We start from the raw sequence: 13,335 nt of genomic DNA on the forward strand, positions 1-13,335 counted from the left end.
AGTAGTTTGAAAAAAGAAAAGCGATATCTAATTTAAGATAGGGATATCGCTTTTCAATTTAAGAGTAAAGGAGTGTTATAATGACAAAAACTAATGAAAATGCCACAGTAAATTCTAGTGATATATCAACTAAAAATATAAAGAAAAAATTAAACTTCTCTTCCTTACCTTATAAAAAACAGAAAATTGTAATTTCTATTGCATTTTTAATAATACCAGTAATATTATTAACAGTATTTACTTATATACCAGCAATATCAATGTTTGGATATAGTTTCACAGACTGGGATGGGATAAGTAAAACTAAGAATTTCATAGGATTAAAGAATTATCAAACTATGTTTAGTGATATTAAATATTGGCAGCCGTTATTTGTAAGTATTTATTATTTCATCGCAACTTTTGTTCAAATTGGATTGGCTGTTATAGTTGCATATTTAGTTTCTTTTGGGTGTAAAGCATCTGGTGTATTCAAAGGTGTGTACTTTTTCCCTTCATTAGTTAATAGTGTAGCTATAGGATTCGTGTTTATATTCTTTTTCCAACCAGGCAGTACACTAGATACTGTTTTAAATATGGTGGGCTTAGGAGGACTTACAAAACTTTGGCTACAAGATACAAGCACTAATAATATAAGTCTTGCATTTGTATCAGTTTGGAGATATGTGGGATATAACATAGTTATGTTTTCAGCAGCAATGGCGTCTATTTCATCAGATATCCTAGAGGCAGCGAGAGTAGATGGAGCAAACAAATTTCAACAACTTAGACATATAATTCTTCCAGGTATTTCAACTATTTTAGGATTGCAATTATTCTTGTCTATTACAGGAGCACTATCTGCATTTGAAACACCATATATTATGACTAATGGCGGTAATGGAACTATGACTTTCATAATTCAAACTGTACAGTATGCATTCCAAAATCATAGAGTTGGTCTTGCATCTGCAATGGCAATGGTGCTATTACTTATATGTATTATAGTTACTAGTATACAAAATTATGTTATGAATAGGAAAGGATGATGAAATAATGAGTAGAAAAAAACTTAATTCTAAAGAAGTTTTCTTTGGAATAATTAAATATGCATTTTTAATATTTTTACTATTAATATTCGTTATCCCTCTATTGACGGTATTTTTTACGGCATTTAAGACTGGAACTGAATATACCACAACTAATGTTTTATCATTGCCAAGTTCTTTTTTGAATTTTGATAACTTTAAAGAAGTATTCCAAAAAGGTAATATGATTATTGGTTTTAAAAATACAGTTATTATTTTAGTATTCTCTTTACTGGGATCTGTTTTAACGGGTTCTATGGCAGCGTATATTTTTAGTAGATTTAAAACAAAATTCAGTAAATTTGTAAACGGAATGTTTTTAGTTGCAGTAATGATTCCAGGTATTGCAACACAAGTTGCAACTTTCCAAATAGTATCTGGATTAGGTTTATTTAATACTAGATTAGCACCAATAATATTATATTGTGGCACAGATATAATGACTATATACATTTTTTTACAATTCTTAGAAAACATTTCAGTTTCGTTAGATGAATCTGCTATTATTGATGGAGCAAATTATTTTCAAATATTTTACAAAATTATTCTTCCGTTACTTTCACCTGCTATTGTAACAGTATTAATTACAAAAGGGGTTGGTGTTTATAACGACTTTTATACTCCGTTCCTATATACACCGAATGCAAATTTGTTAACATTATCAACAACATTATTTAAATTTAAAGGTCCATATGGAGCACATTGGGAGATAATATCCGCTGGAATAATAGTAATTATGATTCCTACGTTAATTGTATTTATTTCATTGCAAAAACGTATCTATAGTGGATTAGTATCGGGATCTGTAAAAGAATAGATTTAATAATAATATAATTCAAAGTAATAAAAGTAATAAAATATAGAGTAAGGAATATTATGAAATTATGTGATTTTAAGTAATTTATAGAACAATTATATAAAAGTAATAATTCCTTTGGAAAGGTGATATTAATATGAGTAAAATTTTAGAAGGAAATTTATCAAACATCCCATGGCAAGAGAAACCACTAAATTTTAATGGACCAATATGGAGACATACTGAAAATCCTATTATAGGAAGAAATCCTGTAGAAGGAGTAGCAAGAATTTTTAATAGTGCAGTAATGCCTTATGGAGATGAATTTATAGGTGTATTTCGTGGAGAAACAATTAATGGAAGGCCACATATTTATTTAGGGCATAGTAAAGATGCTGTTAATTGGGAATTTGACAAAGAAAAAATTCAATTTGTAGATGAAGCTGGTAAGCCATATCAACCACTTTATGCATATGATCCAAGATTATTAAAGATTGAAGACACTTACTATATTATATGGTGTGGAGATTTTGATGGTGCCACAATTGGATTAGCAAAAACAACTGATTTTAAGACATTTACAAGATTAGAAAATCCATTCCTTCCATTCAATCGTAATGGAGTATTATTCCCTAAAAAAATTGACGGAAAATATCTTATGCTTTCTCGTCCTAGCGATAATGGACATACACCATTCGGAGATATTTTCTTAAGTAAGAGTCCTGATTTAAAATATTGGGGAGAACATAGAATTGTAATGCAAAAAGGTGGATCAGGTTGGTGGCAATCAGTAAAAATTGGTTGTGGACCTGCACCTATTGAAACAGATGAAGGTTGGTTGATATTCTATCATGGTGTAACAGGAACTTGTAATGGTCTAGTTTATTCTATGAGTGCAGCAATCTTAGATAAAGATTGTCCATCGAAAGTTTTGTATAGAGCAGGCAGTATAATGTTAACACCAGAAGAATGGTATGAAGAACGCGGATTTGTAGCCAATGTTATATTCCCATGTGCAACATTAGCTGATGCTGAAACAGGAAGAATTGCAATTTATTATGGCGCTGCTGATACTTATGTAGGATTAGCATACACTACCATAGATGAAACGGTAAAGTTTATAAAAGAACACAATGAACTTGGGTCCATAGACGGTGAGGAAGGAAGATTATAGTATAAATTTATATGTTAATGTAAAATGTATATTATAAAGTTATAGAATATAAAAGTTGAAATTTTAAAGCTGTATTTTAGCTAATGCTTCGAACTCTTATTGAGTTATATAATTGATAGCGAAATACAGCTTTTTGTTATATAATCACTGTATATGAGTTTAAAAGTAATATATTGATATAAATTAAATAGAAATAAGTCGTTTTATAAATTTGAATAGGTCAAATTAAGAAGTATCGCAATAAAACTTGAAATAAGGTGAAAAAATTATAATATCTTCTAATATGAAGCTATTTTGTAATTTTATATACTGCAATTACAAAGTTTAATATATTGATAGTTATATATTATGTTATTATGAATATTGTGTATGTTTATGATAACTTAATATAGATGGAAAGGAGCATGAATAATATGGCAAAAGCGATTAAACTTGCTGATATTGCTGAAGTTTTAAAGGTAAGTAAGGTAACGGTCTCAAAAGCTTTGTCGGATAAAGATGGAGTGAGTGACGAACTGCGTGCTAAGATAAAAAAGGTAGCAGCAGAAATGGGATATCGTCAAAATTCAATAGCACGTTCGTTGAGAGATGGGTATACTTATAATATAGGTGTATTGATCCCAGAAAGATTTGTTGAAATGTATCATTCTTTTTATTGGGATTTATATCAAAATGTATTAAATGCACTAACTAAAAAATCATATTATGGAATTATGGAAATTATAAGTAAAGAAGATGAAGAAAAGAAATCAATTCCAAGAATGATACAAGATAGTAAGGTAGATGGAATTATAGTAATGGGAGAATTGAAAAGAGGATATGTTGAATATCTTAGTAATCTTGATGATGTTCCACTAGTACTATTAGACTCATATGATAAACATAGTAATTATGATACTGTTACATCAGATAATTATTATGGTATGTATTTATTAACTGATTATTTGATTGAGATGGGTCATAAAGATATTGTGTTTGTTGGAAATCCTCATGCTACTAGTAGCATTCAGGACCGTTTTTTAGGATTTGCAAAGGCTTTGCTTGAAAACGATATTGAATATTCGCCTAATAGATATATATCAGACAGAGAAATTGAAAAAAAAGAGTTAGAATTTGAATTGCCAGAGGAAATGCCAACTGCTTTTGCATGTAATTGTGATTCAGTAGCACATCTTGTTATTAAAAAATTACAAGATAAAGGTTATCGTGTTCCAGAAGATATTTCTGTTATAGGGTTTGATAATTATTTAATATCTGAAAAGTCTGATTTAGCGATTACAACATTTGAAGTAGATATGAAGACTATGGCTGAAACTGCTGTTGAAGTAATACTTAAAAAGATACATAAAGTTGATTATAAACCAGCTAGAAGAATTATAAGTGGAAAAATTATTATAAGAGATACTGTTAAAGATTTAAATAAAAGTGAGCAAGATAATCTATAGTGGTTTTATAAATTATCTTGCTTAAAGGGTTATTAGTGAATGTTATAAATATTTATATAAACAGTAGATAGCTTTATTGCAGTAAGGCTATCTGCTATTTTTATACACAAAATTAAATTTTAAGCTTAAACTTGTTTATCATTATATTTAAAGTTTCAGCTTGAGCTGTTAATTCTTCACTAGATGCTGCACTTTCTTCAGCTATTGCAGAATTTGACTGAACAACATCTGATATCTGTAATATGCCACCATGTAATTTATTGATAGACTCAGCTTGTTCTCTAGAGGTGATGGTAATATCAGATATTAAATTAGTAACATTATCTACACTATTAACTAATTCTAATAGTGTTTTGGCAGTATTATTGGCTAATTCTCTCCCTTTATAAACAGCATTTATAGAATCTTTAACAAGCATTGTAGTTTGTTTAGCGGCATCTGCACTTTGGTCAGACAATTTTCTAACCTCGTCAGCTACGACGGCAAAACCTTTTCCAGCTTCTCCAGCTCTAGCTGCTTCTATTGCAGCATTTAATGCTAATAGATTTGTTTCTTTAGCTATATCATTAATTGATTTAAGAATATTGTTTATATCTTTAGAGGATTTTTCAATATTATTCATAGCGAATAGCATTTCATTCATTTGATTATTACTATTTTCAATGTTTTTAACTAAATTCATAGTAATAGATTTAGTATTATCTGCATTTGCAGAAGTATTCTGAACTTGATTATTTATTTCTTCTATAGATATAGAAAGTTCTTCTATGGAATTAGCTTGGTAGGCAGCGCCTTGAGATAAGACTTGCGAAGTACTAGAAACTTGATCAGCACCATTGCTTACTTGTGAGGTAGCATCTCTAATTTCTAAGAATACTTCGCTTAAGGACTGCGATATATTATCCAATGAGGTTTTAATTTCTATAAAATTGCCTTTATAATTTTGAGAAGTGGAAATATTTAAATTACCTTGAGAGATATTTCCTAAAACAATGGAGATTTCATTAATATAGTGTTTTAAAGTAATGATCATTTGTGAAAATGAAGATGCTAATAGACCAATCTCATCATTTGAAGTTATGTTTATAGAAACATCTAAATTTCCACTTGCCATTTCCTCAGCTACATTTTTCATACTATCTATAGGATCACTGATTTGTTTAGTGATATATTTAGCTAAGAATAGACTGAGAATAATAGAAGCTATCATAGTTATTATAACAGTTATTATACTGACAAATTTTAAAATAGTTAATCTAGTAGATAATTGATTGCAAATATCTATTTTAGTCTGCAATAACAATGAAATATCATCGCTAATTTCATTCATTAAATCGAGACCTTGTGTTCTAAAAATCTTTAATCCTTCATCTCTATCATTGGCCATTCCTTTTATTACTACAGTAGATCTAACTTGTTTATATTTTGCTAGATTAGTCTTAATTTTGTTTAAATTTTCTTTTTCGGTATCTGTTGTTGTAGAATTTGAAATTATATTTAATAATTCATCGATTTTATCCAAAGAACTATTAAGAGACTTTTTTGCATCATTTCGTTCATTAGGATCAGTTAAAAATAAAGTATCTCTTACTAGTGAATTTGATTTTTCGATTTCGATACCAAGTTTACCTATATCGCCTTGAGAAAAACCATAATTAATTAAGGCGTAGTTATAGTCAGTAGTTGTTTTTTGGATGAATATTAAACCTATTAAACCTGATATCATCCCTATAAATGATAGTATTATGAAAGAATTATACAATTTTTTTCTTATGGTAAGATTTTTAAATTTAGTTCCTATCTCTTTGAAGTTTAATTTTTTTATACTTAATTTCATTGCAATATTCCTCCCAATTTAAGACTACAAAATATAAATGATTATATTGACTAAGAGTTACTAATAAGTATTTTCTATGCTATGTTTAATAATAACACAATTGTGTAAATAATTACAACATATCTTTTTTGAAAAAAGTAATATCTTTAAAAATTGTATTTTGATACAAATAAACTTCAAGATGTAGAAGAAAAGCAGTCTTTCCATAGTAAGTTGAATTTGCATTCAATTTAATATATTATATAAAAGTACAATTAAAAAAATAAAGTATAATAAAAGTTTGTATTGATGATTTTTCCATAAAAAAGATTAACTTTTATTAGTTTATTTTATAAAATAGTGTGAAAAACCGAATTATATTTAGAAATAAGTGAGGAAAAGTTTTGAAAAGACTAAAAAAAATTATTGTAGCAATATCTATATTAATAATTACAGTATTAACGATTAGATGCAATATAATTGAAAAGACACCAGAAGTAATGCAAAAAACAGTTATTGCAACAGTTGGAAAAGAAAAGATAACAAAAGAAGATTTTGATAAAGAAATTAGTAAATATGATGCTCAGTTAAAAAAACAGTTTGGCGATGATTATGAAACTAATGATGAAGTCAAAGATGAATTAAAGCAAATGAAGGAAAAACGATTAGATGATATGATAAATGGAAAGATACTTCTAATTAAAGCTACTCAATTAAATATTAAACCATCAGATGATGATATAAATAAGCAAATTGATCAACAAATGAAGCAAATCAATGCCAGATATGCTCAAAAAGAACAATTTGAGAGTGCGTTACAACAAAGTGGCATGACAGAGGATACACTTAAGGAATCTATGAAGACACAAATTATAACAAATGTAATCCAAAACTATATGGTGAAAGATGTAACAGTTACAGATGACGAGGTTCAAGTATATTATAATGAAAATAAAGATTCTAAATTTTCATTAGATGCAGAAGTAACTCCATTAGATCAAGTAAAAGATCAGATTAAATCATTATTACTAAAACAAAAGCAAGGGGTAACTTATAATTCTAAACTACAAGAATGGAAGACAGACTTAAAAGTTAAGATTTATGAGGATAAACTATAATTATTCGTTAATAGGATTCAATTTAAAAATATAAGAAGGGATTGTAACTAGATTTATTTTACACAAATCTAGCTACACTCCCATTTTTTTATTAAAATAAAACTTAGATTTTAAAGTTTTTTCTGAAAGTAGAAGGTGTATATCCAGTATTCTTTTTAAAAACATTTATAAAATAACTGAGATTATTAAAGCCAACATCCATACAAATTTCTAAAACTTTTTTATTACTACTTAAAAGTAAATCTTGAGCTTTTGTTGTTCTATAGTAATTAAGGTAATCAACAGGAGTTTTAAAGGTAATAGATTTAAAAACTCTACAAAAGTGACCTTCACTCATTTTAAGTTCTGCTGAAAGTTCTTTTATTGTAAGAGGTTTATTATAGTTAATATGAATATAATCAAGAATATGTTTAATATTATCTATTTTATTAGTGCTATTATTATTGATTAGTTCACTGGTGTCCTTGTAAGTAACCATTAGCATTACTTTAGAAAATATCATATATAAATATGACTTAGCTATTAGTTCAAAATTATTTTCTTTAGAATCTAAGGTTGTTATTAAATCTTTTAAAAAGGTTCTTATAGCTATTTCATTATCATTATTACAAATGAGATGATGTGGCAGAATTAATTGGTTATTTATAAGTGGATTTATGAATTTTATTTGAATTGCATCGCTACTTTTGCTGCTTAACATTTCACTATTAAATACTAGAGATTTGCAAATACAATTGTCATTAGTGCTTAAGCTATAAGCAGAATGAAGTTCACCACTGCTAATAATGATGATTTCACCGGGATTGACTTCATAAGAAGAACTTTCTGTTTGAAATACAGCGTTGCCTGAGATAATTAAAATAAATTCAATTTCATCATGCCAATGGCAATTAAGCATGTTTACTTTATTGCCAATATTAATATTGTAACTATAAATTGGAAACATTGAATCTCCATAATGTGTAATTTCTTTTAAAATATTTTTATCCATATTGAATACCTCTCAATATATATTTTATCATGAACTTATTATAATAAATTCTAGATGAAGGATTAAAAATAGCATATATAACGTGTTTAATATCAAAATAATGGTACTATTTGCTGAAATAGTGCAAGTTTATATTTATAGAAATCATTATACTTACATTATAATAATTATTCAAATTATAAATTAAAGAGATTATGTTGAATTTTAATCAGAGCTATATGTTAAAGATATTATAAGGAGGAAGACAAATGGGATTTAAAATAACAGAGCAAATGTTAAAAAAGTCTTTAGTCAATAAAGGTGATGTAAGTAGAATTTTAAAGTTAATTGAAAAAGCTGAAAAGGGTGAAGATATAACAATAGCATTTTTAGGCGGATCTATAACTCAAGGTTGTAATTCAACAGTTTATGAAAAGTGTTATGTTGAATTAACTTATAAGTGGTTTAAAGAAAAATTTAACAATGTAAATGTTAAACATATAAATGCAGGAGTAGGAGCTACAGGATCACTTATAGGAGTTCATAGGGTTGAAAGACAAATTATAAGTGAAAATCCAGATATAGTTTTTGTTGATGCTGCTGTAAATGATGATGAAGATTATTCTTGTAAAGTTGCATATGAAAGTGAAATTAGAAAATTATTAAGCAGTAAAAGTAAGCCCTCAGTTATAGAAGTATTTATGACTATGGACACTGGATTTAATGTACAAGATCAAGAAATAGCAGTAGGGGAAAGATATAATATTCCTATGATAAGTTTTAGAGATGCGATTAAGATTGAAGTGGAAAATAATAAAATGAAATACGCAGATTTATTAACAGATGAAGTTCATCCAAATGATGATGGACATTATGTAATATCACAGTTATTAATAAACTTTATTAATAGTGTATATGAAAATGATTATAAAAAAGGTGAAGGAATAAATATTATAGATAATACTTTAGAAACACCATGTGTATTTGAAGACAGATATATAAATGGAACTATTTTAAATAATCTTAAAATTTCACCTAAAGAAAACATTGGTTTTAAAAACTATGCTGAAGGATTTCAAGTGTTTCAAAATGGATGGATTTTTAATGGTGAAGTTAATGAAGAGGGAAAATTAGTAATAGAAGTAGAAGCGAAAAATATTATTTTATTATATAAAAAGAGTACATCTGAAAATGCAGGTAAAATCAGTGTTAATGTAAATGATAAGGAAAAAGTATTATTAGACACTTATTTTAAATACGGCTGGGGAGATTATTCGTCAACAGAAATCTTAGAATTAAGTGATGAAATTAAAGAATATAAAATAGAAGTAAATGTAATTAAAGAGAATAAAGCGAAAGAAATAACCATATTAGGAATTTTAGTATCATAAGTTAAGTGTATTTTTTTACTTGCACTCTATTAAATTTAAGAAAGAAAATGACAAGAATATATTATAAGTAGAACTAAGTTAATTGCATAGTAAATCAATATAGAATGATAAGTTTATGAAGTTATGTTATAAACTTATCATTTTATTAAGTATTATTAGAATAGTGTGTTGAAATATTACCTAATACATAGTATAATGTAATTGTTTTAATTAATCGTTAAGTTAATTATATTTATTTATAAGCTAAAATAATGGTGAATGATTTTTTTGTTTAAAATTGATAACGTTTAACCAACTTCGGTAAAGAAATCTATCTGTTATTAATACTAATAACCTAAAATTTTTTATACAATTAAAAAAGGTTAATTAATCGTTAAATTAAGATGAAAAGGGGAATAGTACATGAAATCAAAAAAGAATAAAAATTTAGCTGCTTATTTTATGACAGTTGTAATGACGGTAACAATGGTACAAGCTCCTATTACTGCAAATGCATCAGTAGAAGATGAAAAAGGATTAGAATGGAATTTTGAGGATTCAACAAAGGTCCTTGATGGATGGAAATTTGGTGGTTCTTATGCTTACAACGGATCTGTTGAAAATGTTGTTAATTTTGATGATGCAAACAAGACTATGAAACTTTCAATTGATTATAGCAAAGATAGTGCAGTGTCATGGAGTGAATTTAAAATAATAAATTTGTTTAATAAACCAATTTCATTTGATCGATATAATGTATTAACATATGATTTCATATATGATTCAAGTAAGATGACAGAAGGAAGCTTTCAAGGAAAACTATTTATTAGTGATAAAGACGGAAAAGAAGTTGCAAATGTTTTTGATAAAATAAATCTAAATGATGCAGTTGATATTGGTGGAGGATTAAAGAAAGCTAAGGTTACTCTTAAATTTGATCCTAAAGATTCTAATATAAGTTCAGTTACAATAGGAATTATTGGAGCTAATACAGATTATAAAGGTGATATATATATAGATAATATTAATTTTGAAAAAGGTAAAGCAGAGGATATATATGTCCTAAAATCTGTTGTTCCTACAAAACAAGATAAAGTTGAAATTGGCGATTTGTCAGGAAAAATGCCAAACCAAGTTAAATTAGTGGATTCTAAAGCAATTGATAAAACAGCAAATTTATATGCATATTTAGTAGGAATAGGCAAAACAGATAAAGTTTTATATGGGCATCAAAATGATACCCACTATAAAGCAGTTCTAAAAAATGGAGCACAGGGCAGTAGTAATTCTGATACAAAAGATATAACAGGATCCATTGCAGCAATATGTGGTATTGATGCACTTTCTTTAACTGGAGCTGAGCTGCAATTAAGTGATGCAGAAAAAGCAAATGGAACAGATTTAGTAACAAAAGCAGTGAATTTAAGTATAGATACAGCATCAGAAGGTGGAATCATAACTTTATCAGCACATATGCCAAATTTTGCATTAGTGGCTGAAAAAGGTAAGGATGTTAATGGAAATTATGATTATTCAGGATATACACCAGGAGTTATTACAGAAAACGTAGTTCAAAGAATTATGCCAGGAGGTGACTTAAATAAAGTATATACTGGATATTTGAATCAAATTGCAAGTTATTCTAAAAAGTTAGAAGCTAAAGAGGTACCAATTCTATTTAGACCCTTCCATGAAAACAATGGAAGTTGGTTCTGGTGGGGTAAAGCATTTTGTGATGAAGAATCATATAAAAATCTTTATCGATACACAGTAGAATATTTACGTGATGAAAAAGAGGTTCATAATTTATTATATGTATATTCACCAAATGGCCCATTTCAAGACAAAGCAGATTATTTGTCACGATATCCAGGAGATCAATTTATCGATGTCATAGCTTTTGATATGTATAATGATGATCCAGTTTCTAAAGAAGACAAATGGCTATATACATTTAAAGATACGATTAACTTAGTACAAGGAATTGCAGATGAAAGAGGTAAACTTTCAGCAGTGTCTGAAACTGGTGTACGTGTAAATGGTGGAGGAATGGCACCATCAGGAAATAAAAATTTAGATTGGTTTAATGATATATCAAATATAGTATCGCAATCTAATATGCCTTATTATATGGTTTGGGCAAATTTTGATGGAGATAAAAATTTCTTTTCACCATTTATGGCAAATGATAAAAAAGGTCATGAAATGATTAATAATTTTATAAATTATTATAATGATTCTAAATCAGTATTTGCAAGTGGAGTAGGAGATTATTCAAAAGCTGATACTAAGAAAAATTCTAGGAATTCTTATGGCTATATAAAATATCCAGCATCTAGTAGTCGTGTTTTTGAACAAACTAAAATAACAGCAAGTTTAAAAAATATAAATGGAGAAATAAAATTTGTTATTAAAAATAAAGAAGGAAAATTAATAGAATCTATTAAGGGAACATTAAATAATGGTGATTATACTGGGGAGATTACACAAGATACTCTTAATAAAATAGGATCTGCAATTGGTTCCATTGAATTATATTCAGATGACAAACTACTTGATAAAATACGTATATTGTTTAATATAAAGGAAGCAGAAAAAGATACGAAACTTGTAGATAATCTTGAATCATATATTGGAGAAGATGGATTATTACAAACAAAGTGGTCTACCAATGCAGGAACAGGTTGTAGCGCTAATTCAATTCTAGTACAAGATAATAAAAATAATGGAGAATATGGACTACAATTTAAATATAGGATTTCAACAGAAAAAGCATCAGAAGGATGGGCAGGGATTACCAAAACTGTAGATGCTGATTGGTTAAATTGCGATGCACTACAATTTTGGTGCAAGCCAGATGGTAAGGGCCAAAAATTAGTTATTCAAATTACTTCAAAGGGAGAAGATTTTGAAGTATTTATGCCAGAATTTGCAGGAACTACTGAACCTAAACTTATAACACTACCTTTTAGCCAATTTAAGGGTAAGAATAATGGAGTATTCGATCCAAGTAAGATAGAAAAAATGGGGATATGGTGTAATACTATTGTTCCGAAGGGATATACTGGTTCATGGACTGTAGATTCGGCAATGTATTTTGATGATATTAAGGCTATAAATACTAAAGGGCAAACAGGAAATAATCAAGGTTCAATTGGAAATAATAGTAGTAATATAAATAGTGTTTCAAATGGAAGTTGGTCTTATATGGATGCACAAGGAATGAAAGTAACTAATACATGGAAACAAATAGAAGGGAAATGGTACTATTTTAATCAAGATGGTGCAGTGAAGACTGGATGGTTTAAAGATGATAACGGTAAATGGTATTATTTTGAATCAAATGGAATAATGAAAAATGGTTGGTTTAAATATATTAATGACAAATGGTATTACTTAAAATTAGATGGATCAATGGCCGTAAATGAATATATTAATGGGTATTGGCTAAATCAAATAGGTGAATGTCAGTAGAAGAGGTAGTTATATAATATTAAGGTGAAAAATCTTAGGTATAGTAGTATGCCTAGGATTTGTCTATTTTTATAATTAAACACTTAAAATTATAAATTTCATTTA

The 13,335-nt window shown here is 27.8% G+C and carries 9 protein-coding genes; 7 read left to right on the top strand and 2 right to left on the bottom strand.

Annotated features, from left to right (window positions below; translation table 11 throughout):
- Positions 1-80 precede the first annotated feature (80 nt).
- The 4 genes from CLPUN_RS12145 to CLPUN_RS12160 all read left to right on the top strand — a co-directional run bounded on the left by CLPUN_RS12145 (position 81) and on the right by CLPUN_RS12160 (position 4,482).
- Complete coding sequence (locus tag CLPUN_RS12145) at positions 81-1,028, top strand: carbohydrate ABC transporter permease (protein ID WP_077847543.1); 948 nt, start codon at positions 81-83, stop codon at positions 1,026-1,028.
- A 7-nt stretch (positions 1,029-1,035) separates the two neighbouring features.
- Positions 1,036-1,884 (top strand): carbohydrate ABC transporter permease, encoded by an 849-nt coding sequence (locus CLPUN_RS12150; RefSeq protein ID WP_077847544.1) that lies wholly within the window; start codon positions 1,036-1,038, stop codon positions 1,882-1,884.
- A gap of 136 nt (positions 1,885-2,020) precedes the next feature.
- Positions 2,021-3,037 (top strand): glycoside hydrolase family 130 protein, encoded by a 1,017-nt coding sequence (locus CLPUN_RS12155; protein WP_077847545.1) that lies wholly within the window; start codon positions 2,021-2,023, stop codon positions 3,035-3,037.
- 413 nt (positions 3,038-3,450) lie between these two features.
- On the top strand, positions 3,451-4,482 hold the full coding sequence (locus CLPUN_RS12160; RefSeq protein WP_077847546.1) for a LacI family DNA-binding transcriptional regulator: 1,032 nt from the start codon (positions 3,451-3,453) through the stop codon (positions 4,480-4,482).
- Between the two features lie 112 nt (positions 4,483-4,594).
- On the opposite strand, the gene CLPUN_RS12165 is transcribed toward CLPUN_RS12160, so the two are convergent.
- On the bottom strand, positions 4,595-6,319 hold the full coding sequence (locus CLPUN_RS12165) for a methyl-accepting chemotaxis protein (protein ID WP_077847547.1): 1,725 nt from the start codon (positions 6,317-6,319) through the stop codon (positions 4,595-4,597).
- A 383-nt stretch (positions 6,320-6,702) separates the two neighbouring features.
- Here CLPUN_RS12165 and CLPUN_RS12170 point away from each other — a divergent pair, with 383 nt between their 5' ends.
- Positions 6,703-7,416: a SurA N-terminal domain-containing protein gene (locus CLPUN_RS12170; protein ID WP_077847548.1), complete on the top strand. Its 714-nt coding sequence runs from the start codon at positions 6,703-6,705 to the stop codon at positions 7,414-7,416.
- A 103-nt stretch (positions 7,417-7,519) separates the two neighbouring features.
- Here CLPUN_RS12170 and CLPUN_RS12175 read toward each other — a convergent pair whose 3' ends face one another.
- A complete protein-coding gene (locus CLPUN_RS12175; protein WP_077847549.1) occupies positions 7,520-8,407 on the bottom strand; it encodes a helix-turn-helix domain-containing protein in 888 nt (295 codons plus the stop codon).
- A gap of 248 nt (positions 8,408-8,655) precedes the next feature.
- Between CLPUN_RS12175 and CLPUN_RS12180 the strand changes: the two genes are divergently transcribed.
- Together CLPUN_RS12180 and CLPUN_RS12185 are read left to right on the top strand one after the other, a co-directional pair.
- Positions 8,656-9,777 carry an SGNH/GDSL hydrolase family protein gene (locus CLPUN_RS12180; RefSeq protein WP_077847550.1) on the top strand — a complete coding sequence of 374 codons (1,122 nt, stop codon included), beginning with the start codon at positions 8,656-8,658 and terminating at the stop codon, positions 9,775-9,777.
- 402 nt (positions 9,778-10,179) lie between these two features.
- Positions 10,180-13,230, top strand: coding sequence for a glycosyl hydrolase (locus CLPUN_RS12185; protein ID WP_077847551.1), 3,051 nt, complete (start codon positions 10,180-10,182; stop codon positions 13,228-13,230).
- The last annotated feature ends 105 nt before the right edge of the window (positions 13,231-13,335 follow it).

This window comes from Clostridium puniceum (genome assembly GCF_002006345.1).
Lineage (GTDB): Bacteria > Bacillota > Clostridia > Clostridiales > Clostridiaceae > Clostridium > Clostridium puniceum.

What these genes read in the sequence shown, in the direction of transcription:
- CLPUN_RS12165 (WP_077847547.1), bottom strand. Translation starts at nt 6,319, where the DNA reads ATGAAATTAAGTATAAAAAAATTAAACTTCAAAGAGATAGGAACTAAA.
- CLPUN_RS12150 (WP_077847544.1), top strand. Translation starts at nt 1,036, where the DNA reads ATGAGTAGAAAAAAACTTAATTCTAAAGAAGTTTTCTTTGGAATAATT.
- CLPUN_RS12145 (WP_077847543.1), top strand. Translation starts at nt 81, where the DNA reads ATGACAAAAACTAATGAAAATGCCACAGTAAATTCTAGTGATATATCA.
- CLPUN_RS12180 (WP_077847550.1), top strand. Translation starts at nt 8,656, where the DNA reads ATGGGATTTAAAATAACAGAGCAAATGTTAAAAAAGTCTTTAGTCAAT.
- CLPUN_RS12155 (WP_077847545.1), top strand. Translation starts at nt 2,021, where the DNA reads ATGAGTAAAATTTTAGAAGGAAATTTATCAAACATCCCATGGCAAGAG.
- CLPUN_RS12160 (WP_077847546.1), top strand. Translation starts at nt 3,451, where the DNA reads ATGGCAAAAGCGATTAAACTTGCTGATATTGCTGAAGTTTTAAAGGTA.
- CLPUN_RS12175 (WP_077847549.1), bottom strand. Translation starts at nt 8,407, where the DNA reads ATGGATAAAAATATTTTAAAAGAAATTACACATTATGGAGATTCAATG.
- CLPUN_RS12185 (WP_077847551.1), top strand. Translation starts at nt 10,180, where the DNA reads ATGAAATCAAAAAAGAATAAAAATTTAGCTGCTTATTTTATGACAGTT.